This window comes from Pseudoalteromonas sp. ASV78, from assembly GCF_047806705.1.
GTDB lineage: Bacteria > Pseudomonadota > Gammaproteobacteria > Enterobacterales > Alteromonadaceae > Pseudoalteromonas > Pseudoalteromonas prydzensis_A.
This window is the reverse complement of record NZ_JBLOPA010000001.1, coordinates 3,470,782-3,496,388: the sequence shown is the minus strand read 5'-3', so window position 1 is coordinate 3,496,388 and position 25,607 is coordinate 3,470,782. Positions and strand designations below refer to the sequence as shown.

Genomic DNA, 25,607 nt, shown 5'->3' with positions numbered 1-25,607 from the left:
ATTAGTTCCAACCATTAATTAGAAAAGCTTTAATTTCTTCAAGTCTGGGTTGCTCTTGATCCTTTTTAGAGAGTGATGGATTCTGTATTGGCCAAGGAATATTTAATGACGCATCATTCCATAATATTCCACTCTCATCTGTAGGATCATAGTAGTCAGTACATTTATATTGAAAATCAGCTGTATCACTCAATACACAAAAACCGTGAGCGAAACCTGGTGGTACATAAAATTGTAGTTTGTTCTCACTTGTAAGAATTATATGCTCAAACTGCCCAAACGTTTCTGAATTTGGCCTAAGGTCTACAGCAACATCAAATACCTCTCCGCTGGTGACTGTTACAAGCTTTCCTTGTTGTTTAACTTTTTGAAAATGCAATCCACGAAGCACCCCTTTAGTGGATCTTGAACGATTATCTTGAACAAAGTCTTCTTTAATCCCAGCCAACTTATAGCGTTCTGACTGAAATGTTTCATAAAAAAAACCTCGTTCATCTCCAAAAACTTTTGGTTCTATAATAAGTAAATCTTTGATTTTAGTTTTAATAACATTCATATTTAAATCTATTTAGTTATATTTAAAAGGTACTGTCCGTAGCCAGTTTTGGCTAAACTACGGCCTATTTCTTTAACTTTCTCTTTAGTTAACCATTGGTTATGTAAAGCGATTTCTTCTAAACAAGCAATTTTGAAACCTTGCCTTTTTTCGACTGTTTGAACAAACTGCGATGCCTCTAGAAGAGAGTCATGAGTGCCCGTATCTAGCCAAGCAAAGCCTCGGCCTAATTGCTCTACTTTTAACCGCCCCCTTTCCAGGTACGCTTGATTTATCGAAGTTATTTCAAGCTCACCACGTTCCGAAGGTTTTATTGTTTTTGCAAGTTCAACTACGGAGTTATCGTAAAAATATAAACCAGTTACAGCCCAGTTTGATTTTGGAATTGTAGGCTTTTCTTCGATAGAAATAGCACTAAAATCCTCATCAAACTCTACAACACCAAAACGCTCTGGATCCATTACCTTGTAACCAAAAACCGTTGCTCCAGAAAGGTTGTCACGCGCATGAATAAGTTGTTTACCAAATGATTGACCAAAAAAAATGTTATCCCCTAAAGCCAAACATACATTGTCAGTACCAATAAAATCCTCACCAATAATGAAAGCTTGCGCTAAACCATCTGGGCTTGGTTGTAATGCATATTCTAAATTGATACCAAACTGACTCCCATCATCAAGAAGACGCTTAAATCCATCGCAATCCTCAGGCGTTGTAATTATTAAAATATCTTTAATACCTGCTAGCATCAATACCGATAATGGATAGTAGATCATTGGTTTATCAAATATAGGTAGCAATTGCTTTGATATCCCCTTTGTAATTGGGTGTAATCGAGTGCCAGAACCTCCGGCTAATATAATCCCTTTCATAGCTATGCTCCTTTGCCTAATCTTTCTAATGAGTATGAGCCATCTAATACTCTTTCCCACCATTTCGTGTTATTTAAATACCACTTTACAGTCTTGCGTAAACCTGACTCAAAAGTTTCTTCTGGTTTCCATCCTAAATCATTTTCAATTTTTGTTGCATCAATTGCATATCGAACGTCATGACCAGGCCTATCTACCACAAAAGTAATTAAATCTTGATACTGCTCAACACCAGCTGGCTTTTCAGGTACTAACTCTTCGAGTAAATTGCATATTGTTTTCACAACATCAATGTTGGCTTTTTCGTTATGACCACCGATGTTATAGGTTTCACCTATCGCGCCATTGGTTAGTACTTTATAAAGAGCTCGTGCGTGATCTTCAACGTAAAGCCAATCTCTAATTTGCAGACCATCACCATATACGGGAAGCTCTTTACCTTTTAATGCGTTTAAAATTACGAGCGGGATTAACTTTTCAGGGAAATGATACGGACCATAATTATTCGAACAATTAGTAATAATTGTAGGTAAACCATAAGTTCGCTGCCAAGCTCTTACTAAGTGGTCGCTTGAAGCCTTGGAGGCCGAATATGGTGAGCTTGGTGCATATGGAGTTTTTTCAGTAAATAGATCATTGGGCCCCTCTAAATCTCCAAAAACTTCATCTGTAGAAATGTGATGAAAGCGAAAACTTTGCTTTTCAATATCACCTAGAGAGCCCCAATAATTACGTGCTGACTCTAATAGCTGGTAAGTACCAATAATATTCGTTTCAATAAAGTCAGAAGGACCATCAATTGAACGATCGACATGGCTTTCTGCCGCAAGGTGCATAACCGCATCAGGTTGGTATTTATCGAATAAAATATCAATGTTTTCACGATCACAAATATCTACTTGCTCAAAAAAATACCTCTCACTTAGTTCAATACTTGACAGTGATTCAGTGTTTCCAGCATAAGTTAACTTGTCTACATTTATTACAGTATCTGAAGTATTCTCAATAATATGACGCACTAATGCTGAGCCAATAAACCCCGCACCACCAGTAATTAGTATTTTCATTTTAATCTCTATCCCCTTTTGAAATTAAGTTTATTAAACAACTACTTAAACTTAATTCATTAAACTTTGTTAAATCACCTATATGATTCGTTTCTTTTATAGAACACTCCTGTAAAGCTTTGTTTAATACGCTTTTCAGCTCAGCTGCGTCATCAGCTGAGTACTGTAAATTAGTGAAACTTTGAAGCTCTTTAAATGGAGGTATATCTGACGTGACAACATACAAATCAGCGGCAAAGTACTCTAAGACAGGAATGCCAAAGCCTTCATAAACTGAAGGGAAAACACCAATATCTGCACTTTTCATACTATAATAAAGCTCATAATCAGTTTCGACATCTGTACGAACTGTAACATTTAAACTCTGTTCTTTAATAACTTTATGTACATTAGCTAACTCTCCAAAATCCCGCCCTATTAAAAGCAAAGAACTTGACTTCGGTAGCGCCTCAATCAGCTGGACATGTCTTTTATGTTTTGCAAAGCTAGACACGTAAACAAAGTCGTACTTTTTCGTTGGTGTTAATTTATCTAAAAGCTCTAAATTTGACTGTCTAATACCGTTGTAAATAATAGTGATACGGTTTGCTTTGACTCCACATAACTTAATAAGTTGATCTTTAGTATACTCGGATACACTAATTATGTTTTTCGCCCGCTTAGAAAAATATGTATAGAGAATCCTCTTACCTCGGCCACGCTGAGCTTTAATATCGAAAGCTTTCAGATCATGAATAGTTAGATATACATTTTTAAGAAACACTGGTGCAACAATTACTTCTGTCACCACTTTATGACCTTGCCAGATAAAAAATAGAATATGAAAAAAATAAAAAATACGATTTAGTATTGGTATTTTTATCAATATAGATAACAACTTATTACTTTCAAGCTCTGCTTTGCTATAAAAGCGTGATTTTACATCATGCTGTTCAAGCCCTGACATTAAAAATTCAATACGCCTAGTTGCACCTGTGTTAAAACCCTTTTCATACGGGTTATAAAAAATTATCATTCTAATTTCTCTGTAAATACATATCTCTTTAACCCAATAAAAAAGATAAGTGGTAGGTAAAAGTGGGGGTAAAAATAATTTGGTATAGAAAGAAGCCAAAAATTTACCGCTAATGTAGTCACAATGACAGCCCAGCCATAACTAGATAGTAAGTATTTTGTGTTAGGGATAGATAATCTCATCAAAATTGAAATGATTGGGTAATTTATAAACAAGAAAAAACATAAAAGCCCTAACAGACCAACATCTCTTAATAAGTTTAAATAGGCATTAATTGCTGGCTCTACATACATATATTGGTAACTTCCAGGTCCATATCCAAACAGGATATTAAGTATACTTCCATCCAAGAATAAATTTATGCTATCGAGGTAACTGTCAAAGCGCCCTGTTAATGAGCCTGATGCCACCTTAAATTTGTAAATATCCATTAGCTTTTCTATTATTATTGGCGACGCTATAAGCACAGCTAACGAAATAACGATCAAAAGCGGAACTTTGAATTTACGCTCCAATTGAAATAATAAGAATGGGAAAATCAATAACATTAATACAATAACCCCACCAACACTAGCTGACATACCTAATGAAATAAAAAACAACCCTGTTATAATTTTCTTATTTTTTGGATTACAATAACTATACAAAAAAGGAAAAACGACCGTTAAATATGAAGCGAAATGTCCTGACTCTTCAAAAGTACTACGAGCACGATATAATATCTGAAAAAAAAGTGGTGAGTAATCTGTAACATCAGGCCTAGGAATTTTATTAACAATCGTTACACTCGAAAAATTTAAAGTTAAAAACTCGAAAATACAAAAGCAGCATACAAATATAAAACTATATAGAAGAGGTTTAAATAATACATTTATGCTTTTTCCAGCCAAGCCTCTAGCAGGGATTAATACAAATGCAAAGAACACAAATAGCAATGAAATAGCATGAGCATATACAAAACTGTATTTAACAAAAACAGAGTAGTATAAGGATATAACTCCACAAAATAACGAACCAAGTATTAATAATGTATATGGTTCTACTTTAAATAAATAATTACTAGTAACAAATGGTTTTGCAAAGTGGTAACTCGAAAATAAAATCAACGATAGCACTGGAATCGTTATGACTGAACTAATATTAAAGGCGCTTGTAAATGGCAAAGCAAAAAAATACAAAGCAAGCAATTTCACTTTAATACACACTCAAGCCAATTTTTTAATGAGTACCGCTCAATACCTGTAGACTTTACAGGTTCAAAAAGTTTAACCTTTTCAGGTAATTCAATACATTCCCTATCAATATGTATATATTGATCTTTAAATTCAGGAAGCTTATCAATTTGACTATTAGTTGTTACAAGTAAACGACCTGTTGATAAAGTCTCAAAAGTCCTCATAGTAAAACCTGTTTGCTTAATATTCTCAATATCAAGTACACTACGAGACTTTGCATTTAGACTCACAACCTCCTCACGTGTTAAAATATCAAACTTAACATCATTTCTAGAAACAACTAGATTAGAGAATAATTTAAGCTTAATAAAATCTAATGGTGATATATAAAGATGAAAATAGTACTTTATATTTTTTAGTTTACACTGCTCTTCAATTTCCTTTAACACTTTATATCTTTCATTATTAAATGAGCCGACATAAATTATGTCGTATTTAATTTCACTATTTAAATAATCAAACTCATATTCTTGACCATAGAACAATGGTATATATTCCAAATCCATTTTTTCACTATCATTAAAATCAAATGTTTTAACTGAGTCAAAGTGATCAAAAATTCGCATAAAGTTTGTTACCTTCACCGAATCCCACTGATAAAGGATTTTTCTCATATGTGGGTTTTTAGCAGTTAATTTAGTTAAGAACTTCTCACTAATCACTTCACCTCTAATACAAAGCATTTCATCATACTCTCCATCTAAAACATTTAGATAATTACAAAAATACCAATCATAGAAATAGCGCATCAAAAACTCTGGAGAAAAACGCTTAATTAATGAGTACACCCAGCGACGCGGTCTTTCTTTGATACTAACTACTTCATATCCTTTTGATAAAAGTTCGGTCTCAATTTTTTCTTTATAATCATAAAAGTCAGGGCATATTAATAATATATTTTTTGACATATCAATCCAATTCATCTTACATTTTTGAGTAAATAAAAATCGCCCACTGCAGAAAAATTAAAAATTCAACAGATTAAGCATGAACCACTTACAGGAACCAACTAGCCCCTTCTAAATTTTTGAAGCAATTTAGAATATAGATCGCCAAAATATAGGTTTAGGACCATTCCAATGAAATAAATAGCTAAAGGAATTGAAAAAAGAATAACATCTGAGCTGTAAGTCAATCTCAAGTAGAGTACAGCTACTAAAGGGCTAATAAGCAATACGTTAAGAAGTACTGTCTTTTTAGTGGCTAGAACAAAGTTTAATTTCTTCCTTTTCAAGTGTTCTATAAATATATATATACTTCCAATAGAAATTGCCATTACATATGAAACTACTATTCCATAAAACCCAAATAAACTACCAAGCGCTATAGATAAAACTAAATTGCTTATTGAAATAATAAATTGACCAATTAAATTTATAGTTACTTTGTTATCAGCTAGATTAGCAAAATAAAAAGGTGATATTGGTATGTTCATTATCATACCGATTACCAATAAAAGAAGCGTATAAATAAACACGTTACTCACTTCACCAAGCCAAAGATAAGAAATTAATGGTGATATAGAGAATAACCCTGAAAAAATTATTATGCTCATTGGCATTAATATTTTGAAGGTGTCGTAAGTTAATTCAGAAGAACTGTTTGTTTTTTCAGATACATTCATTTTAGAAATAATAGGAACTAACAGCTGACACCCATTGATTGCTAACATTCGAACTTGCGATACTAATTTTGAAGCCATTTCATAAAACACGACTAGTTTTACATCTGCATAATAACCAATGAGTATTTTAACTAAATTATCCCCAAATATTGATAGTACAGAGATTAATTGTATGTTTACCGATATTTTGAACATTAGTTTGAAATGTTTTAATGAAAAATAATGTGGAAGAAAAAAATAAACCTTACTTTTTTTCATTAAGTAAATTGATGCTAGTAAAAACATGAATAATGCTTGCATTAAGTGCGCAAGAATTAAGCCTGGAAGTCCTAAGAAGCTTGATAAAACTAAAGAAAGAACCGCATAAATAATTACACTAATTATTGTCACTTTTGCTCTTAAATGAGCATCCCCCCAGCCATCTAAAGAGTACAACAAAGAGTTACCGACAGCTGTAACAACAAAAGATGGTAGCGCGTATACTATTAACTCATTAGCAATATTTAATTGTCCAGCATCAAAAAGGCTACCTGCAAAAGCTGTGAAAACTAAAAATATCAGTGCTGCAATTACTAAGCCGAAGATTAAAACAGAATAAAATGCCGTACCTAGCACTTTATTTATGTCTTCAGAAAGGTTCTTAGCTATGGATTCTGAGATAAACTTGGGCATAACCGTAGCTAAACCAAAATCAGCTAGCTTAGCCGCTCCGGATATAGACATAACTAATGCCCAAATGCTTGCTAATTCAGCTCCAAAAGTAACAAGAACATATTTATATACAACAAATAGAGTTATTGCATTAACTAAAACCCCGCTAAGAATAAAAGCAAGGTTTTTTGAATTATTGCTCTGGGGCATATTACTTTAATGCCTCAAAGTAAACTTTAAGAGTTTTTTGATACATAGATTCAAAAGTGAAGTTTTTAACGAAATCCGAGCGGTTTACTCCCCCCATCTCTCTTCGTTTTTCACTAGATTCTAGTAGGATTGATAATTTTTCCGTTAAACTTTTAATGCATCCTTTTGGTATTAAATACCCATTAACTCCATCTTTAATGGCTTCATTAACACCACCAACATCAGAAGCTATTACGGGTAATGAACTTCTCATTGCTTCTAATATTGATCGAGGAAAACCTTCCCAATTAGCTATAAGTAAAAAGATATCCATTTGGAATAATAACTGATCAACATCATCTCTTTCTCCTAGAAATGAAATTCTATTTGATAACCCAAGCTCTTCAACTGTTTTTTTATTTTCTTCCAATAACGGACCTTTACCAACCAAACTTAAGTGCCAATTATAATGTTGGAGGCGAGATAATGATTGATAAAGAGTGAAATGATCTTTTTGTTCACTAAAACGAGCTACCATGATTAAGTTAATAGTATCCGAATTAGTGTGAGCTTTATTTTGTACCAAATTACTCACATCATACATACCATTATGGATAACTACCTGCTTATTATCAGAAGCAACTTTATAGTCTAAAGCTAGCTTTTTATCTTGCTCAGATACTGTGATAATTCTATTTGCAAAGCTTGAAAAGAAACGTTCTATTTTGATATATTTCTTTTTTTCTCTTTCACAAACACCATTTGCAAATGCCCAACCATGGGCTGTAAACAGAACTTTAATATTTAATATTCGACATGCTATACGGCCTAGAATACCTGCTTTTGATGAGTGTAAAGAAACAATATCAGGTCTAATATGCTTTAATAATCTGGCTAGTCGAATCAACGCTTTCGAGTCTTTTGTTATCGAAATTTTTCTTTGGAGATCTTCTATAACATGAACTTCAACTCCCATGGCAATTAAGTGGTCTGTAAGTAAACCTTTCTCGCCTGTTATAACAACTGGTATATGCCCGTCTTTAAGTAGGTTTTTTGACAAATCACGTATATGTATCTGTGCACCACCAATCTCATCAGCTTTTGTAATTACATAGCAAACTTTCATTAACGACCCAAACCAAATAAAACTGTTTTTACTGTTAAAAGAAGAATTTTCAAATCAAGCAGAAGCGAGTGATGTTTGATGTAGTGAATATCATACTTATGTTTCCAAACAGCATCCTCTAACGAAGCACCATAAGGGTAACGTACTTGTGCAAGGCCAGTCACACCTGGCTTTACTGCATGTCGAAAGCGGTAATATGGAATGTTTTTTTCAAGGTCTTTTATAAACACTTCCCTTTCAGGTCGAGGACCAACTATAGACATTTCCCCTTTTATAATATTAATTATTTGGGGCAATTCATCTATACGAGTTTTCCTAATAAAACGGCCAACCTTCGTTATTCTGCTATCATTTTCAGTGGCCCACTGAGCCCCTTTCTCTTCAGCATTGGTAAACATTGAGCGAAACTTATAGACATAATACTCTTGGTTATATTGTCCAGTACGTTTTTGTTTATAAAATACAGGCCCTTTACTTTCAAGTTTAATGCATAGGATAGTTAAAAGTAAAAATGGCAGCGTAACTAAAAAAAGTAGTCCTGCAGAAATAATATCTACAACCCTCTTTGCTAATTGGGTTCTTTTTGTAGATAAAATAGAAAAAGCTTTCTGATGAAGAAAATAGCTACTATGAAGTAATTTTACTTCTGTATAACAAAGCCTTTCATCTAAGTAGCTAACCAAAGGCTCAACCCAAGCACCACATTCTGTAGCATTTATTAAAAACTTTCTTTGTACACCGGTTAGATATGCACTTTGATAATGACAGATCACCATTTTACTAAAGTCACGAATGCTGTAATCATTAATCACAATATCGAATGAGTAATCAGCAACAACATCACCAATCTTCGCAGCCTGTTCCATTGGGCAATACACGTAGATAACACCTTGCTTAAAAGCTTCTTTTTTTGATTTAAAGCTTTCTTGTATTTTAAAAGACAAGAAGTCTAACTCTTCTTCAAAGCTTTGCTGCTCTTTGCTTATTGAAGTAACTTTGAGGCTCATAAAGCGCTCACCCTCATAATTAATAATAATAACATATTAGCTATCTAACTACTCTAAATCGAAACTTAGCCCTGTTAACTGGCTCTCAAGAATTCTTCACTCTTAAGCTTTTAAATAAAACAAAAAGAACACCTACAATTAATCCAAAAACACCGCCTAAAATACACATAATTGCCCGTTTCGGCTTTATCTTTTCTTCAGGAATAAGTGCTGGATCTATTGTTTTAAAAACATATTCATCTCTTACATTGGCAAACATGATCGTTTTTGCTTGCTCTTCAATTAAAGAGTAAAGAACACTCTTAATATCTGCAACATTTGTTAATTCAAGCTGTTTCTTTAAAAATTCAGTGCTTTTTTTTGCCTCGCTGACGTCAAGCTCTTTCATTTCGTTATTAATATCTTTTACTAGCCAGTTAACCCACTGTTGGGCAATATATGGGGATACATGCTCAATTGATATTCGAATCATGCCTGTTTCCTCATCTATATAAATATAGAAAATATTGCGAAATTCTTTATATGCTTCTTGTAATGAAGGTATTTTTTTGAGTGGTGCACTAACATTCCGAACCCACTGATTTGTATTAACATCATAAATATCTTCATCATAACTTAAAACATTAGTCCCCATATCCCAGCCATCTGCTGCCATAAGCTCTAATAATATATTGTGGCGTTCTATAAAATCAAAAATGAAGCGCCTTGACTTAACGACCTCAACAGCTAACTGTATTTTACTTACGCTGCCCGCACCGCCCAAATTAATTCCTGCAATGCTCGCTAACCCACCAAATTGTCCAGCCAATGCAGCTAATCCCCCTCCACTCTGTTCTGAATCAGCTGGTGCCAATAAAACCTCTGACTGATATATATTTGGCTGATTGATAGCATATAAGGTTGCAGAAATAGTAAAAGTTATAATGCTAATAAACACAGCTAATTTTGATTGCCAAACCACTCCAACCAATAAACGGAGATCTACATCACCATTAATAAAGCTACTTTTAAATTTTCGATTTAAATTCAAGGGACTTTCTATTTTATCTGACATTAATAATTTGTCTCAAACTTTTATATCTAACAAACAAGTGGCAACAATCACAATTTAAATACTACTAATCGCAGCAACTGCTACACCAAGTTGATAAACGATCTGTGTAACGGTACTCCACAGCGTGAGGTTGTCCATATAATTTGAATTAAGCGGCACTACTATTGTGTCACCGGCTTCAATTAGCTGAGAATCATTAACAGCAAACCAGCTACCACTATCTGGAATTTTAACTGAACCGTTTGCTTTAATAATGTAAATCCGTTCATCATCCGCACGCTCTTTTAAACCACCACTTAGGGCTATATAATCTTCAAAGCTGGTTCCTGGTTTATATAAATGCGATGTGGCGTAGTTTACTTCGCCGATTACACTAATAGAGTCACGTTTACTTGGCACATATAAAGTGTCACCGTCTTGCAGTACTAGGCGTTGTTTGTCTTCAACGATTAAAGGAAGATCAATAACGAGTCGACCAACCGCCTCTACATTAGCTAAATCATTGAGTAACTTATTCATCTCATCATACGAAAGTGAATTACTACCGACCGAATTTTCAAAACTCTTCTGTGCTATATCTCTGCGTAATTCTTCAGATAACTTAGCGAGTTGCTGTTGTTCTTGTTTACGAATTGACTCTCGAGTGAAAATAGCTGCTTTTTCTTCAGCAAACTCTGAAAACCCACCGGCACGCTCTAGTAGGTTAGTTAATGTTTCACCACGACGAATTGTATACGTTCCTGGAAATTTAACTTCACCTTTTAGCTCAACCTTTACATTTTCTTGCCAGTTAGGGATTGAGAATACATTTAAACTGTCTTTACTACGAAGGATGCGATTATCATCAGACTCTCCAAGTATAGCTTTATGTAAATTAAACTTAATATGCTCTACTTTTGATGCATCACCAGCTAATATACGGGTAATTTCAGCTTGCTCTGTATAAGCAGATTCAAGTAGGCCACCGGCTGCGATAATAAGATCATTGACCTCACTACCTATCGTTAATGGATAAATCCCTGGATAAGTAACATGACCATTTATCTCTACCAGTTGCATTGCTTGTCTAACATTTGCTTGCAGTTTTAACTTTGCGATAACCGGCTTTAGTAGGTTATTACGACTAAACAGAGCATAATCTTCAGGCTTTAGTTTTTGTTCTTCTTTTTCAGCTTTGCGTTTTGAGATTTCCGCAATAGTTAAGTTCGAATTATCGTTTAGTTGTAATTCCATATCATCTGTAGCAACACCAATGTATTTTTCAAACTCTTTCTTTTGGTATTTATGCCATTGCTGAACTTTCACCTGCTGCGCTTGTTGTTCTTCGGTGAGGGCCATATTTTTTAAAGCTAACTCTTCAGCTTCTTTTTCTTCGTAACGACTAAAAACTAATAGTTTATCATTTGTTTTTAACTCAAAATCATGTGCAGTTGCTTTTACAATAGCTTGCGCTATGTCGAATTGACGCACTTCAATATCACCTGAAATATTAATTTCACGCACTAATAAAGCGTAACTAAGGTCAGCTTGTGGTAACAAATCACCACGCACTGAAGTAAATACATCGGAAATACGCTTACCTTGATGCCATTGATAATTACCTGGTCGTGCAACAGCACCAATTACACTAATTGAGTTTTGATACTGTAAGCTTACAGGATTAAAGCGAATTCGATCGCCATCGCGCGGGATATAAGCTATTTCTTTGCCGCTAAAGTCTACTGATAAAATTTCTTTCGTATTGTAATTATTAAAACGCTCTACAATTGCTTTTTGTGCATACGCTTCAGGCTTCAAGCCACCGGCCATTTTTAATATATCTTGCGCGTTTTCATTATTTTTTAACTCAAAGATAGCTGGGCGCTTCACTAACCCCTCAACGGCTACTTGTGAACCAACTGATGGAATAAATACCACATCACCAGGCTTTAAAATAATATCATTGCGGCTATCGCCTTTGATCAGTAAGTCATAAAGATCAAAGTTTGCAACGACTTTACCTGCGCGCTTCACTTGAATATTACGCAACGATGCAATTTCTGATACACCACCACTGATAAACAGTGCATGCGACACAGTTGTTAGAGACGATACGCTGTAACTACCTGGCTTATGCGCTTCACCCAATACTAAGATACGCATACTGCGTAATTGTCCTAACGATACAAACGCTTTTACGCCTATAACTTCTTGTTCAACTTTGGCTTTAATAAGTTCTTTTATTTCGCCGAATGTAAGCCCAGCAACTTCAACAGGGCTTAAATTAGGGATATTAATTCGGCCTTCTCGGTCCACATTAACTTCATAGCTTTCGCTTTCTTTGCCATAAAAATTAATTTTTAATTGATCACCACGGCCAATTAAATATGTTTCTGGTACTGCCGCGTTTTCACTTGGCATAAATGTAGTTGGTTCGCCAGAAAATAACTCGTAGCCAAATGGTTTTATTTCGTCTAATTGCGGCTTAAAGCGTTCTTCGTCTGTTAACTCAGGCTCTTCTTGTAATTGGCGGGGCTGAATTGTAGGCTCATCTTCTTTTATTGAGCTTGATGATGATTTACCTGTAATTGTGGATAAATCGACACCATACTGTTTTGCTAACGCTTCTTGTTGCGCCTTAGGAAGCTTTTTAAATTGCTCAATCTGCGCCGCACTCGGTGTAAATGCAAATGCAGATGCAGTTGTTAACAGTAAAAATGTTATTAAAAATCGTTTAAAAAGCATCACAAGTAGGTTTATCCCAAGAACTACAGCCAAAAGATTGGCTATTCTACATTATTTCACTACAAATAAAAAAGGGACTTTCGTCCCTTTATTTCACTTAAATGTCACTAAACAGGGCTAAACTGTTAAAAACTGTAAACCAGTGTCAGCGACGTTTCAGTGTCTGTGCTTTCTTTATCATCAGCAACATCTGAGTTGTTGGTGATGTTGTAAGCAACTTTCATTTGTAATGAACCGTTGATCTTAGCTAACAGTGCAGTTTCTGAGCGGGTTTTAGTGTTGGTATCACCATATTCAACGGCAACTAACTGAGTAAACTTCGCGTTATCTGAAATCTGCCAATTATAATCAAGCTTACCTAAGGCAATAACTTCACCTTCACGCTCACCGGCTAAAGAGTTACCATTTTCATCTACTTCACTACTTGTATCAGGGTATTGAAAGTACTTATAACCAGGACCAATTTCAGCATTTAGCCACATGTCAGCACGATCTAACAGACGCTGACCATAACCAGCTGAAATAACCGACTCGCTGCGATAAGCGCCAAAGTAATCTGAAACATGTGAGCCATAGATATATAAATGAGCATGATCTTCATTTAATTTATAGTTACCTTGCGCTGATAACGAATATTTTTCGTTAGTACGTTGGGTTTCTTTTATACCAGCATCATTTTCAACGTCGTCTTCTTTATAAAGACCGTTAATTTTATACTCGTTGTTCCAGCTTTCTAAGTTATGTAACGCTTTGATGCCACCTTTAAGGGTGGTTGTTTCAGTGTTACCGCTGGTGATAATTGCACCTAGCTCACTGGTAACTTCCCATGTCCTAGCGTCTTCTGCGAATGCGTTAGTTGTAGCCGACACTGCAACTAAAATTGATAAAAGCTTTAATTTCATTAAAAAATAACCTTTGTTACTTGTATGGTTGATTAATCTTGCTTGTGCAAATGAACATCCATTTGCGGGAATGGGATGGTAATATCAGCATCATCTAATGAAATTTTAATATTTTCCATTAGATCAAAATACGTTGGCCAGTAATCGGTAGAATTAACCCAAGGACGTACCACAAAGTTAACGCTTGAATCAGCCAATTCTAATACTGCGACTGTATATGCTGGATCTTTTAAAATGCGCGACTCATTGTCTAGTACTGATTTAAGAACTTCTTTTGCCTTACGTAAGTCGGCATCGTAGCCAACACCTATAACTAAATCGATACGACGTGTTGATTCGCGCGAATAGTTAATAATTGAGTCCGACATAATTTTAGAGTTTGGCATGATGATAACTTTGTTATCTGGTGTGCGTAATTCAGTAGAGAATATTTCGATCTTCTTAACTGTACCAGCTTTACCGCCAGCTTCGACATAATCACCCGATTTGAAAGGGCGAAGTAAGATAATAAGTACGCCAGATGCAAAGTTAGAAAGTGAGCCTTGCAATGCTAAACCAACAGCTAAACCAGCAGCACCTAAAATTGCAATAAATGAAGTTGTTTCAATGCCAATTTGCGAAAGCGCCATTAAGATAGTTGCCATAAATACGATGGCGTAAACAATGCTTGATACGAAAGAACCTACAGCCTTGTCTACTTTCTTTTTGTCGAATGCTTTCTCAGTTAGGTTAGAACAAAATTTTGCAACACGACCACCCAATAAAAAGATCACTAATGCAATTACAGCTTGGATGCCGTAATGAATGATCAAACCTGAGTTTTCGTTTATCCAGTTAAGTATTGTATCCATTATCACTCCTGATATTCAGTATTAAGCAGTTTGCTGGCTAAATTATATCTGATTTCAATTTATTTTTTCATTAATTTATGTATTAAAATGTTAAACAAAGCTTTTAGTATTGGCTTTGTTTAACCTTACCTGATTAAAAAATGATTTTAAAACCCCCTCAGTGACCATTTTATAAACAAAAATTAAAAAAATTAAATTATTTTCATTTTTTTTGCTGTTAACCCTTCACAACATTTATTATTTTATGTATTATCCGCGCCACACCAAACAAGGTGTGTTGTGGCGGTTGTAGCTCAGTTGGTAGAGCCCCGGATTGTGATTCCGGTTGTCGCGGGTTCAAGCCCCGTCAATCGCCCCATCTTTTCCCTTCTTAGTAATTCCTAATTTAAAGTTTTTATTTTCTAATTCTTCACTGTAACAAATAGATTTGACTCCTTATAAAGCTTCATAATTTAAATATTAAAACATACGCTTCATAGCTAAAGCTATTTCCTACGCGTATACCTCGTAGGAGCGACTTTAGTCGCGAAGTTTGGTTGTGAATGTACAGTGCAGAAAAATACATAGCTACAGCGCGAATCCATACCATTCATGGCTGAAGCCATTTCCTACAAGATAATATGCACCTACACACCTGTAGGAGAGCGCTTAGCTCCGATTAGCGTACCCTCGCTAACTTTACTCTCGCCAGCTCGCAAGCTGCTTTCTTGCAGACAAAAAAATGCCACCTTTCGGTGGCATTACACACGGGATTATTTCTACATTATAGAAATTCTTTTCAAAAATTAGGTTCTAGGTTCTAGGTTCTAGGTTCTAGGTTCTAGGTTCTAGGTTCTAGGTTCTAGGTTCTAGGTTCTAGGTTCTAGGTTCTAGGTTCTAGGTTCTAGGTTCTAGGTTCTACAAAACAGTATTGAGCCATTTACTTTACTGTCAAAAATGTTTTAGCTTTATTCCTAGCACCTTTGTCTTCCTAGTATCTAGGAAGTTATCTATTTCCAGCTCTTCATCTTATGCCCTTTAACAGCATAGAAAAGAATGAATAAATAACAAGGTAACATGACGATATAAGCGCCTTGTTGTGCTTCAGCTGAATCAACGCCGCCACTTGCTAGGCCCCAGAATAATGGTCCAAATGCACCACCGGCAATACCCATGACTAATAAGCCCGAGCCAACACTGGTTAATTTACCTAAACCAGATAACGCCAGCGGCCATACAGCAGGCCATACAATCGCATTGGCAAATCCTAGCACAGCTATCATCAATAGTGTATCAGGTAATTGCACTTCTAAGCCCAGTGCAGTTGCGACAACCACTGAACTTGTATCACTAAACACGACTGCAAGTGTTAACACACAACCTAATATTGCTGATGCACTTAATGCTGCTTGCTGCGAAATAACACGCGGAATAAGCACAATACCTAAAATATAACCTAGTACCATACAGCTCATGGTATACGACGTCATTACACTGTATTTTTCAATACCTAGCGATAACGCAAACGTGCCAATTGTGTCACCAGCGATAACCTCTACGGCTACATATACAAACAATGCGGCTACACCTAGCGCTAGGCTTGGATGTGCAAGTGCCGCTTTAACCTGCCCTTTAGCACCTTGCTCTTCGTCATCAATTAACTCTGGTACTGGCATCTTAGTTACTGCAAAACCAAGTGCACCAATAAATAAAGCCATGCCTAAATAAGGGTAAATAAGGCTGTTTGCCATTGAATCTATTTCAGCTTGCGATAAGTCTTTACCAACCAAGCCGGTAAAGTCACTTAAAATTAAAGCGGTAAATACGATTGGTGCAATTACACCTGCGCCTTTATTTAGTATGCCCATAATACTAACGCGTGCTGCGGCTGATTCTTCAGGCCCAATGCGTACTACATAAGGATTAACTGCAGTTTGTAGTAATGTTTGCCCTGCGCCCATCACTAATTGTGCAAATAAAAATAGCGCAAACACTTGAGTTTTAGCCGCAGGAATAAACAATAGACCTGCAACCATCATAGTTGCCATACCAATAGCCATACCATTTTTGTAACCGACTTTACGGATGATCATCGCCGATGGTACTGCAGTAAACGTTACCGCTATGTAAAACGAGAATAAAATCAGCGATGCCTGAAATGGGCTCAACTGCAATACTTGCTTTAAGTAAGGCATGAGTGAACCATTCAACCAGGTTGCAAAACCTAGAATGAAGAATAACGTGGCGACTATGGCCATGGGTATAAAATTACTTTGTTTATTTGTTTTTGACACAGTGGCTTCCATAAAACTTCTTCTTGTTGCGAGCTATCGTTATAATTATTTATTTCAATTAAGTTTATCTAGACTTAAAGCGACGATTAGCGTTGCTGCATTATGTTACATATTGGCGAGAAATTAACAACACTCTCGCAACAAAAATGACAGCGCTGCCATAAAACTTTACGTTAATTGCAGCCATATTACTAGTAACTATTTATTTTACAACGGTACAAAAAAGGGCCTATTAGGCCCTTTCAAAACAAATTTTATTACTAATATATTAATTTATATGAGTAATTCTACTTTTCAATTGGCTATTTAAGCTGCTGCGTAATGCCACAGACTGCTGTTCAGAAACACTGATCGGAGCTGTATACTGCTGCCAAGTCGCGCCATCATCTAAACTATACTCAGTATTTAAATAGGCAAAAGGTGTATTAACTTCAAGCTTCCCCTTGTTGATCACACCTCCAGGTACCGGTAAATGCAAGTTAACACCCGCATTGGCCAGTTTAGTTAGCTCTTTTAGGCCAACGGCTGCTGAAAATTGCGCCCAGTCCTGTTCTTGGTTTTTACGATCAACCTGCTCGCCTTCCCACGGGGCTTTGTGCCAAGCACGCTCGGCAACAGATAAAATACGTGGGAAGATCATTGCTAATACTTGATCTTCGGTTCGAATAGTTTCAGACCATACCTGCCCTTGCATACCAAGAATGTTTTCTGGCTTTTCAAGCTTTGGTAATGGCCGGCCAACTAAAGCTTCAAGGTTATCTATCGGCTCGCGAGTACGGGTGTAATCAGCATTTGCATAGACATCATCTGGCATATAATTAAATGCTTTTTGCGTGTCTGTGTAACGCGTTGCCCAATAATAACCACGTTCTTCCGGGTGAGCTTCATAAGGGTGGTCAAAGTATAAGTGCGTACCATGCGATAATATCACTTGATAACCAGCATTCGCTAAACGGTAAGCTCTATCTGCTACGCCCCACTCCCAAATGTTATCCCAGACGTTTGCTGTAAAGGTTTTATTAGGAAATTCATCGCGCTTAAATGGGTTGGTGCGGTCATACATTAAACCATCTTCCCATGCACCTGGCGAAATGCCGCGTTTTTCAAGTAATTTAGCAACACGTTGGGTAAAGTATGGTTTTAAATCTGCAGCCCCCGCCACGCCATTGTTTGGATCGGCAAACATTGCTTGGCAGATTGGCGAATCAACCCATGAACCTGCGCCCACTTCATCACCACCAAAATGTAAATTAGTTAGCTGTACACCAGCTTCACGATACATTTGCTGTAACTCGTAGGTTACCTTATCTAAAAAGGCATAAGTTGAGTCCATACATACATTCATCGAGTTATCTTTATAGTTTTGCACTGTCATATACACTGATGTGTCTTTAGGGTCGCTCAATAAATATTGCGTTGCACCGCTAATATCAACTTGTTGTGTTTCTTTTGTGGTGTGCTTTTTATTAACTAAATTATTTTTAGCGCTGCGCTGCGCTGCGTCAGCAAGCTTATGATAACGTGCTTCCATCGCTTTAATTGAGGCCCGTGCGTGGCCTGGGCCTTCAATTTCAGGAATGATTTGAACATGGCGGTCTTTGGCAAACTTTAATAGCTCAACAAACTCTGCTCGGCTTAAATAGCCGTTACCAGAGCCTGACTTAAATGGCCCAGTACCTAGTTGCGTCAAGAGACACTCTCTTTCTTCAAGGTCAAAGCAGCGATAACCACCAATATCGGTAAGTTCAGGTAATCCCGGAATTTCTAACCGCCAGCCTTCATCTTCTGAAAAATGCCAATGCAGTTTATTCATTTTATAGCGCGCCATTTGCTCGACAAGTTTGAACATAGCGTCTTTACCGTGGTAGTTACGGCCATTGTCGTAATGCATACCACGCCAGCCATAGCGTGGGCTATCTTCAAGCTCCAGTTGTGGGACCTCTACTGCACCTTGGCTATTTGCCGGCAGTAAATTAAGCAAACTTTGCATGGCGTAAAACACCCCCGCATTATCACTACCAACAATTTCAATACGTTCGTCATCAATCTCTAAGGTGTAACTCTCAGATTTTCCTGCGGCCAACTGCGGATTTACTTTTAAGCTGATCAGTTTTTGTTTCGCTACTTTTATATGCTCAGGCTGGGCTTTTAACATTAGGCCATAATCATCTTGCAAGTCTTGCATAAAGACCATGACTTCATTTTTTAGCTGACCTTGGAAACTAATTTGCCAGCTGCTATCAAGTGTTGCTGTACCGCGATTAAACTCTACTTTTTGTGGCTTTGGGATGATCCGTTTCAGTGCATCTTGTTTTGATACTTTGCTAGTAGTTGCTTGATTACGCTCAAAACGGATTTCGGGGGTGATCAACACCGTTAAGTCTTTAGGCTCATTATAACGGCGCAGTTGATTTTCACGCTCGAACGGTGCCACAAATTGGGTCATGTCTTCGCTGTCGGTATTTGCAAAAATAGCCGGTTTATTATCACCTGATACAAAGAACGCACGCGGCATAAAATCGCTGTAAGCCACAATAAAAGCTTGTGCATCAAATTCAAGCTCTAGATTTTTACCTGCTGCAAGCCCGTTAAAGTTTTTTGTTGGAGTAATACGATGTAAATCACCATTTACGTGTTCAATATTTAAACCGGCAACAAGCTCAGTGCTGATTTTACGCACCGAGTGAATATACAACTGCCAATCGCTTTCGCCAGCAGGAAGTGCAACATCAGATTGATTGTTTAGTGTAATTTTTCCTAAAAAACCGGCGTCTTTATTATGAAAGTTATCAACTACGGCAAATGTCAGGGTGGTGTCTTTGGCAAAGTTATTCACATCGGTTTGCGAAAACTGCGCCTGCGCCAATAACGGCATCATCGCGATCAAACTTGCTAAAGTTCGCTGTTTAAAATCCATTGCTCTCTCCTCGTTGTATATTCTAAGACTACGCATTTCCCCCCACGTAATCTGTTATTTATTATTATTTATTCACCTCCATCATATAAAAGATAAAATGACAGCGCTATCATTAATTGAAATAAAAGCTATCAGCTATCAGCTATCAGCTATCAGCTATCAGCTATCAGCTATCAGCTATCAGCTATCAGCTATCAGCTATCAGCTAAAAATTAAAAACCGCACTTGTGTTTAGTCAAGTACGGTTTTTATTTATGTCTAAAACTGACGGCTGACGGCTGACGGCTAAAAGCTTCTGGCTTTAAATTTTCATACACACATATTTTTCTTCGAGGTATTCGTCTAGCCCTTGATGGCCGCCTTCGCGGCCAAGGCCTGACTGTTTTACGCCACCAAATGGCGCTACTGGATTTGAAATCAAACCTTCATTTATGCCGACCATGCCATATTCTAACGCTTCGCTTACACGGTATATTTGTTTGATATCTTGGCTATAAAAATAAGCAGCGAGGCCGAAGGGTACATCGTTTGCCATCGCGAGTACTTCGGTTTCGTCATCAAAAGCAATAATACTGGCAACGGGACCAAATACTTCTTGGTGGTAAATATCCATTTCAGCAGTTACACCGGTTAAAATCACCGGAGCATAATAATTACCACTCAGTTCAGCGCTAACGCCAACACGCTTCGCACCTTTTGCGATTGCATCTGCAACTAACTGTTGCACTTTTTGCTTGGCTTGTGGGTAAATCAGTGGACCGATATCACTGTCTTTTGCAAAACCGTTAGCAACTTTTAATGCTGCCACTTTCTCTGCCAGTTTTTCAAGCACCTTATCAAGTACGCTGCGCTGTACAAAAATACGGTTAGCCGCAACACAAGTTTGCCCGCCATTTCTAAATTTAGCGCCCATTAAACCGCTTACAGCTTCATCTAAATCAGCATTAGCAAAAATAATAAACGGTGCATTACCGCCAAGCTCCATCGACGTTCGCTTAATACTCGGGGCACATTGCGCTAGTAATTGCTTACCTACTCCCGTTGAACCGGTAAATGTAAACTTACGTACCACTTCTGATCCAGTGAGCAATTCGCCAACCATTTTGGCGTTTTCAGATACCAGCACATTAAATGCACCTTTTTCAAAGCCAGCTTGATCAGCTAAATAGGCTAACGCGAGTGCGCACAAAGGAGTATGTTCCGAAGGTTTTAGTACAAAGCTACATCCTGCGGCATAAGCTGGCGCAACTTTACGCGTGACCATAGCAACCGGGAAATTCCATGGGGTTATGCCTGCAACCACACCAATGGGCTGTTTAAAACTAGTTAAACGGTGGTTGTCATCAGTGGCGGGGATCACATCGCCATAACTGCGTTTGGCTTGCTCGGCGTACCATTTAATAAAGCCTGCGCCATACTCAACTTCACCCAGCGCTTCTTTAAGTGGTTTACCTTGCTCTTTGGTCATTAATTCTGCAAGCGCTTGTTTATGCTGCATAACCAGTTCAAACCAGCGCATTAATACATTACTACGCGTTGTGGCATTGCTGGATTTGAGTTTAATAAATGCGCCGTGAGCGGCGTTGATAGCTTGTTTTACACCTGCTTGGTCAATATCACTGACCGAGGTAATGCTTTGTGCTGTAGCGGGGTCGATTATATCAAAATGACTAGCGGTCGAGTAAAACTCACCGTTAATGAATGAATCAGTAAATATAAGATGTGACATAGAAATCCCTCCGATGTGTAACTATCAGCTATCAGCTATCAGCTATCAGCTATCAGCTATCAGCTATCAGCTATCAGCTTAAAATAAAAAAACCATGCTTGTTAAGTCAAGCATGGTTTTATCTCTATACTGACGGCTGACGGCTGACGGCTGACGGCTCAAAGCTTACTGCTTTAAATCAATGCTCTTCATTAACGATATTGAGGTTATACTTTGGTATTTCAACTATTAAGTCCTCATCACGGATGATTGCTTGGCAACCAAGGCGTGATTCTGGCTCTAAGCCCCATGCTTTATCTAGCATGTCGTCTTCAAGTTCGTCGCTTTCGTCAAGTGAGTCAAACCCTTCACGGATCACCAAGTGACACGTAGTACAAGCACATGACTTTTCACACGCATGGGGAATGCTAATACCGTTTTTAAGTGCTACATCAAGAACTGTTTCACCGCTTGGTGCGTCAATTGCAGCGCCGTCAGGACATAATTCCGGATGGGGAAGAAAAATAATTTGTGGCATTCTAACCTCTTTTAAACGTTGTCTACTGACTGCCCTTGCAGTGCTTTTTTGATCGATGCATCCATTCTTAACTCAGCAAATTTACTACTGGCGTTATCAACTTTTTCAATGGCTGCTTTTATTTCATTTGGCTCGGTGGCTATCTCGCGCACTGTAACTAGTTTAGCAATTTCTGCATTCAAGTTAGTTAATTCATGTTCATCGAGTAAAGCGCTATCGGTTGCAAGTGATGCATAAAGCGCTTCAATAACACGCAGTGCTTCAACTTGCTGCTCTTTGAGCATGCGCGCTTGCATATCACCTTTAGCGTTAGTCATCGACTCTTTAAGCATATTGGCTACTTGGTCATCCGATAAGCCAAACGATGGTTTAACTTGAATTTCAGCTTGTACACCCGTTGATTTTTCCATTGCCGATACACTCAGTAAGCCATCCGCATCGACTTTAAAGGTCACCCGAATATGCGCCGCACCCGCAGCCATTGGTGGAATACCTTTTAAGCTAAATTTAGCCAATGAACGGCAATCATCAACCAGCTCACGTTCGCCTTGCAATACATGCAACGACATCGCTGTTTGACCATCTTTAAAAGTAGTAAATTCTTGCGCACGCGCCACAGGAATAGTGGTATTACGTGGAATAATTTTCTCAACCAAGCCGCCCATGGTCTCAAGGCCAAGCGACAGTGGTAAAACATCAAGTAATAACATGTCGGAATCAGGCTTGTTGCCTACTAATACATCGGCTTGTAGTGCTGCGCCCAGTGCAACTACACGATCAGGGTCGATAGAGGTAAGCGGCTCTTTATTAAAGAACTCAGCAACTTGATTGCGTACAATTGGCATACGGGTTGAACCGCCTACTAGCACCACTTGCAGTACTTCGTCATTGCTAATGCCAGCATCTTTCACTGCGCGGCGGCACGAGCGTAGGGTCTTTTTAACCAATACCATGGCAAGTTCTTCAAACTTGTCGCGGGTTACTTCAACCGTGTACTTTTCATTATCAAACTCAAGGCCAACATTCACTTTGGCGTATTGGCTGAGTGCTTCTTTACAGGCTTTAGCTTTATTGATGAATAAACGTAAGTTTGAAGGTGATAATGTCATTACCCCAGTTTCACGCTTAAAGTGATCCACTAATAACGAGTCAAAATCGTCGCCGCCCAGGCTTGAGTCGCCACCGGTTGCGAGTACTTCAAATACACCTTGATTTAAGCGTAGAATTGAAATATCAAAGGTACCACCACCTAAATCATAAACCGCAATAATACCTTCTTGACCTGAATCTAGGCCATAAGCAACAGCGGCTGCGGTTGGTTCATTTAATAAACGCAGTACATTAATACCCGCAAGCTCAGCGGCATCTTTGGTGCTTTGGCGCTGCGCATCATCAAAGTACGCAGGTACGGTGATCACAGCACCTAAAATATCTTGCCCTGCAAAGCTTTCTTCTGCGCGTTGCTTTAACGCTTTTAAAATATCGCTTGATGCGGTGATTGGGCTGATATTGCCTGCGGCGGTAGTAATAGCAAGTGCACCATCATGCTGGCAAAAATCATACGGTAATTGGCCGTAGCTGTGTTCAATCTCAGCTTGCGTTTTACCTAAAAAGCGCTTAACCGAAACGAGCGTATTAGCAGGGTCTTGCGTAGCCGCTTGTGCCGCTTCTGCACCAACGGTAATACTGTCAGCCTGATAGCGAACAACAGAAGGGAGCATAGCTGCACCACTAATATCGGTAAGGGTACGGGCTTCGCCACTTTGCACTGTCGCAACGAGTGAGTTGGTAGTACCGAGATCAATACCTATTGCTAACTTATGTTCATGTGGTGCCGCGCTCTGCCCCGGCTCAGCAATCTGCAATAATGCCATAATGCTCTTTAACTCTTGTTTGACTTACTTGTCGTTCAGTAAGTTGGATAATTAATCGTCGAATAAACTGTCTTCAATCCGCTCTAATTCATCACGTAGTTTATACACGAACTTTAATTTACGAATATTATCAGCGGCTAACTGCCATTGCTGCTGATCATTACTTGCTAATTGCTCTGCTAGTTGCGCGCTATATTGGCTATCTAGTTGCTTTATTTGCTGCTCAAACTGGGCAATCGCTGCATCAGGGTCAGTGCTTGTGCTTAACTCTTCAAGCTCTTCACGCAGTTCCATTTGTTGCATTAAAAACTGCGGATCTTGCAAGGTTTGCTGTTCAGCTCGAATATCAACACCCAGTTCACTGAGCATATATTCAGCACGCTTTACTGGGTGCTTTAAGATTTGTAAGGCGTCGTTGATTTCGGCAGTATTTTGTACGGCTAATAATTTATCACGGCTGCTGGCATTGGCATGACGATCTGGGTGAACAGCACGCTGGAGTTCAAGGTAATTCTTCGTGACTTTTGCCAAATCTACATTGTAATCAACGGGTATCGCAAACAATTCAAAATAGCGCATAATTCCAACCATGCCAAATTAACGTATTGGCTTAAAATTCAGATAGAACAAAGCCCTACAGGTGCAGGGCTTAAGAGTACAATCGGTTTATTGTTTAAACTGTGAAACTTTCGCCACAACCACACTCATCGGCTTGATTTGGGTTGATAAATTTAAACCCTTCATTCAAACCTTCTTTGGTGTAGTCAAGCTCAGTGCCATCAATATAAACCAAGCTTTTAGCGTCAACGATTACTTTCACCCCTTGGGATTCAAATACTTCGTCGCCTTCAGCTAACTCGTCAACAAACTCAAGAACATAAGCAAGACCTGAACAGCCCGTCGTTTTAATGCCTACGCGTAGGCCAAGACCTTTGCCGCGATTTGCTAAAAATGATTCTACGCGGTTTGCTGCCGCACCTGTCAATGTCACTGCCATGATTATCTCTTACTTCGCTTGTTTACTTTTGTAGTCTGCAATTGCTGCTTGGATTGCATCTTCAGCTAAAATTGAACAGTGAATTTTCACTGGCGGCAATTCAAGCTCAGCACTGATATCAGTGTTTTTGATCATTGCAGCTTCATCTAAAGTCTTACCTTTAACCCACTCTGTTACCAGTGATGATGAAGCAATTGCGCTACCACAACCGTATGTTTTAAATTTAGCATCTTCAATTATGCCGGCAGCTGATACTTTAATTTGCAGCTTCATTACGTCACCACATGCTGGTGCGCCAACCATACCAGTTGCTACTGATGGATCATTTTTGTCTAAAACACCTACGTTACGTGGGTTTTCAACATGATCGATTACTTTATCACTATAAGCCATAATTCTATCCTCATTACCTGCTAGCAGACGTGCT

Annotated in this window: 21 protein-coding genes and 1 tRNA gene; 1 reads left to right on the top strand and 21 read right to left on the bottom strand. The window is 37.9% G+C overall.

Annotated features, from left to right (window positions below):
- Nucleotide 1 precedes the first annotated feature (1 nt).
- From rfbC to ACMVDV_RS15855, 13 genes are all read right to left on the bottom strand, one after another.
- Nucleotides 2-556, bottom strand: coding sequence for a dTDP-4-dehydrorhamnose 3,5-epimerase (gene rfbC, locus ACMVDV_RS15915; protein ID WP_416158763.1), 555 nt, complete (start codon nt 554-556; stop codon nt 2-4).
- 8 nt (nt 557-564) lie between these two features.
- Nucleotides 565-1,428, bottom strand: coding sequence for a glucose-1-phosphate thymidylyltransferase RfbA (rfbA, locus tag ACMVDV_RS15910; protein ID WP_416158762.1), 864 nt, complete (start codon nt 1,426-1,428; stop codon nt 565-567).
- Between the two features lie 2 nt (nt 1,429-1,430).
- Nucleotides 1,431-2,495, bottom strand: a complete 1,065-nt coding sequence (rfbB, locus tag ACMVDV_RS15905) for a dTDP-glucose 4,6-dehydratase (RefSeq protein WP_416158761.1) — start codon at nt 2,493-2,495, stop codon at nt 1,431-1,433.
- A 1-nt stretch (nt 2,496) separates the two neighbouring features.
- Entirely contained in the window at nt 2,497-3,510 is a 1,014-nt protein-coding gene (locus ACMVDV_RS15900; protein WP_416158760.1) for a glycosyltransferase, read from the bottom strand.
- Entirely contained in the window at nt 3,507-4,703 is a 1,197-nt protein-coding gene (locus ACMVDV_RS15895; RefSeq protein ID WP_416158759.1) for an O-antigen ligase family protein, read from the bottom strand. The genes ACMVDV_RS15900 and ACMVDV_RS15895 overlap by 4 nt, the downstream gene beginning before the upstream one ends.
- A complete protein-coding gene (locus tag ACMVDV_RS15890; RefSeq protein ID WP_416158758.1) occupies nt 4,700-5,653 on the bottom strand; it encodes a hypothetical protein in 954 nt (317 codons plus the stop codon). Before ACMVDV_RS15890 ends, ACMVDV_RS15895 begins: the two co-directional genes overlap by 4 nt.
- A 101-nt stretch (nt 5,654-5,754) precedes the next feature.
- Nucleotides 5,755-7,230 carry an oligosaccharide flippase family protein gene (locus ACMVDV_RS15885; protein WP_416158757.1) on the bottom strand — a complete coding sequence of 492 codons (1,476 nt, stop codon included), beginning with the start codon at nt 7,228-7,230 and terminating at the stop codon, nt 5,755-5,757.
- 1 nt (nt 7,231) lies between these two features.
- Nucleotides 7,232-8,335 (bottom strand): glycosyltransferase family 4 protein, encoded by a 1,104-nt coding sequence (locus ACMVDV_RS15880; protein ID WP_416158756.1) that lies wholly within the window; start codon nt 8,333-8,335, stop codon nt 7,232-7,234.
- A complete protein-coding gene (locus ACMVDV_RS15875; RefSeq protein WP_416158755.1) occupies nt 8,335-9,342 on the bottom strand; it encodes an exopolysaccharide biosynthesis polyprenyl glycosylphosphotransferase in 1,008 nt (335 codons plus the stop codon). The genes ACMVDV_RS15880 and ACMVDV_RS15875 overlap by 1 nt, the downstream gene beginning before the upstream one ends.
- A gap of 85 nt (nt 9,343-9,427) precedes the next feature.
- Entirely contained in the window at nt 9,428-10,396 is a 969-nt protein-coding gene (locus ACMVDV_RS15870; protein ID WP_416158754.1) for a Wzz/FepE/Etk N-terminal domain-containing protein, read from the bottom strand.
- A 54-nt stretch (nt 10,397-10,450) separates the two neighbouring features.
- On the bottom strand, nt 10,451-13,120 hold the full coding sequence (locus ACMVDV_RS15865) for an SLBB domain-containing protein (RefSeq protein WP_416159104.1): 2,670 nt from the start codon (nt 13,118-13,120) through the stop codon (nt 10,451-10,453).
- A 125-nt stretch (nt 13,121-13,245) separates the two neighbouring features.
- Nucleotides 13,246-14,022, bottom strand: a complete 777-nt coding sequence (locus ACMVDV_RS15860) for a DUF481 domain-containing protein (RefSeq protein WP_416158753.1) — start codon at nt 14,020-14,022, stop codon at nt 13,246-13,248.
- A gap of 32 nt (nt 14,023-14,054) precedes the next feature.
- On the bottom strand, nt 14,055-14,873 hold the full coding sequence (locus tag ACMVDV_RS15855) for a mechanosensitive ion channel family protein (protein WP_416158752.1): 819 nt from the start codon (nt 14,871-14,873) through the stop codon (nt 14,055-14,057).
- Nucleotides 14,874-15,155: 282 nt separating this feature from the next.
- Between ACMVDV_RS15855 and ACMVDV_RS15850 the strand changes: the two genes are divergently transcribed.
- A tRNA-His gene (locus tag ACMVDV_RS15850) sits at nt 15,156-15,231 on the top strand.
- Between the two features lie 631 nt (nt 15,232-15,862).
- On the opposite strand, the gene nagP is transcribed toward ACMVDV_RS15850, so the two are convergent.
- The 8 genes from nagP to iscU all read right to left on the bottom strand — a co-directional run bounded on the left by nagP (nt 15,863) and on the right by iscU (nt 25,573).
- Nucleotides 15,863-17,158 carry an N-acetylglucosamine MFS transporter NagP gene (gene nagP / locus ACMVDV_RS15845; RefSeq protein WP_416158751.1) on the bottom strand — a complete coding sequence of 432 codons (1,296 nt, stop codon included), beginning with the start codon at nt 17,156-17,158 and terminating at the stop codon, nt 15,863-15,865.
- A 256-nt stretch (nt 17,159-17,414) separates the two neighbouring features.
- Nucleotides 17,415-20,063, bottom strand: a complete 2,649-nt coding sequence (locus tag ACMVDV_RS15840) for a family 20 glycosylhydrolase (protein ID WP_416158750.1) — start codon at nt 20,061-20,063, stop codon at nt 17,415-17,417.
- A 301-nt stretch (nt 20,064-20,364) separates the two neighbouring features.
- The gene (locus ACMVDV_RS15835; protein WP_416158749.1) at nt 20,365-21,792 is read right to left on the bottom strand and encodes an NAD-dependent succinate-semialdehyde dehydrogenase; all 1,428 of its coding nucleotides are present in this window, start codon (nt 21,790-21,792) and stop codon (nt 20,365-20,367) included.
- Nucleotides 21,793-21,970: 178 nt separating this feature from the next.
- On the bottom strand, nt 21,971-22,309 hold the full coding sequence (gene fdx / locus ACMVDV_RS15830; protein ID WP_016710654.1) for an ISC system 2Fe-2S type ferredoxin: 339 nt from the start codon (nt 22,307-22,309) through the stop codon (nt 21,971-21,973).
- A gap of 11 nt (nt 22,310-22,320) precedes the next feature.
- Complete coding sequence (gene hscA / locus ACMVDV_RS15825; RefSeq protein ID WP_416158748.1) at nt 22,321-24,183, bottom strand: Fe-S protein assembly chaperone HscA; 1,863 nt, start codon at nt 24,181-24,183, stop codon at nt 22,321-22,323.
- Between the two features lie 51 nt (nt 24,184-24,234).
- Entirely contained in the window at nt 24,235-24,762 is a 528-nt protein-coding gene (gene hscB / locus ACMVDV_RS15820; protein ID WP_304184663.1) for a co-chaperone HscB, read from the bottom strand.
- A gap of 94 nt (nt 24,763-24,856) precedes the next feature.
- On the bottom strand, nt 24,857-25,180 hold the full coding sequence (gene iscA, locus ACMVDV_RS15815) for an iron-sulfur cluster assembly protein IscA (protein ID WP_192543116.1): 324 nt from the start codon (nt 25,178-25,180) through the stop codon (nt 24,857-24,859).
- Between the two features lie 9 nt (nt 25,181-25,189).
- Nucleotides 25,190-25,573: a Fe-S cluster assembly scaffold IscU gene (gene iscU / locus ACMVDV_RS15810; protein ID WP_145236533.1), complete on the bottom strand. Its 384-nt coding sequence runs from the start codon at nt 25,571-25,573 to the stop codon at nt 25,190-25,192.
- Nucleotides 25,574-25,607: the final 34 nt, after the last annotated feature.

Coding starts and splice junctions, on each gene's coding strand:
- ACMVDV_RS15885 (WP_416158757.1), bottom strand. CDS start 7,230: ATGCCCCAGAGCAATAATTCAAAAAACCTTGCTTTTATTCTTAGCGGG.
- hscA (WP_416158748.1), bottom strand. CDS start 24,183: ATGGCATTATTGCAGATTGCTGAGCCGGGGCAGAGCGCGGCACCACAT.
- ACMVDV_RS15855 (WP_416158752.1), bottom strand. CDS start 14,873: ATGGATACAATACTTAACTGGATAAACGAAAACTCAGGTTTGATCATT.
- rfbB (WP_416158761.1), bottom strand. CDS start 2,495: ATGAAAATACTAATTACTGGTGGTGCGGGGTTTATTGGCTCAGCATTA.
- ACMVDV_RS15900 (WP_416158760.1), bottom strand. CDS start 3,510: ATGATAATTTTTTATAACCCGTATGAAAAGGGTTTTAACACAGGTGCA.
- nagP (WP_416158751.1), bottom strand. CDS start 17,158: ATGGAAGCCACTGTGTCAAAAACAAATAAACAAAGTAATTTTATACCC.
- ACMVDV_RS15875 (WP_416158755.1), bottom strand. CDS start 9,342: ATGAGCCTCAAAGTTACTTCAATAAGCAAAGAGCAGCAAAGCTTTGAA.
- rfbC (WP_416158763.1), bottom strand. CDS start 556: ATGAATGTTATTAAAACTAAAATCAAAGATTTACTTATTATAGAACCA.
- rfbA (WP_416158762.1), bottom strand. CDS start 1,428: ATGAAAGGGATTATATTAGCCGGAGGTTCTGGCACTCGATTACACCCA.
- iscA (WP_192543116.1), bottom strand. CDS start 25,180: ATGGCAGTGACATTGACAGGTGCGGCAGCAAACCGCGTAGAATCATTT.
- ACMVDV_RS15840 (WP_416158750.1), bottom strand. CDS start 20,063: ATGGATTTTAAACAGCGAACTTTAGCAAGTTTGATCGCGATGATGCCG.
- fdx (WP_016710654.1), bottom strand. CDS start 22,309: ATGCCACAAATTATTTTTCTTCCCCATCCGGAATTATGTCCTGACGGC.
- ACMVDV_RS15880 (WP_416158756.1), bottom strand. CDS start 8,335: ATGAAAGTTTGCTATGTAATTACAAAAGCTGATGAGATTGGTGGTGCA.
- ACMVDV_RS15890 (WP_416158758.1), bottom strand. CDS start 5,653: ATGTCAAAAAATATATTATTAATATGCCCTGACTTTTATGATTATAAA.
- hscB (WP_304184663.1), bottom strand. CDS start 24,762: ATGCGCTATTTTGAATTGTTTGCGATACCCGTTGATTACAATGTAGAT.
- ACMVDV_RS15835 (WP_416158749.1), bottom strand. CDS start 21,792: ATGTCACATCTTATATTTACTGATTCATTCATTAACGGTGAGTTTTAC.
- iscU (WP_145236533.1), bottom strand. CDS start 25,573: ATGGCTTATAGTGATAAAGTAATCGATCATGTTGAAAACCCACGTAAC.
- ACMVDV_RS15865 (WP_416159104.1), bottom strand. CDS start 13,120: ATGCTTTTTAAACGATTTTTAATAACATTTTTACTGTTAACAACTGCA.
- ACMVDV_RS15870 (WP_416158754.1), bottom strand. CDS start 10,396: ATGTCAGATAAAATAGAAAGTCCCTTGAATTTAAATCGAAAATTTAAA.
- ACMVDV_RS15860 (WP_416158753.1), bottom strand. CDS start 14,022: ATGAAATTAAAGCTTTTATCAATTTTAGTTGCAGTGTCGGCTACAACT.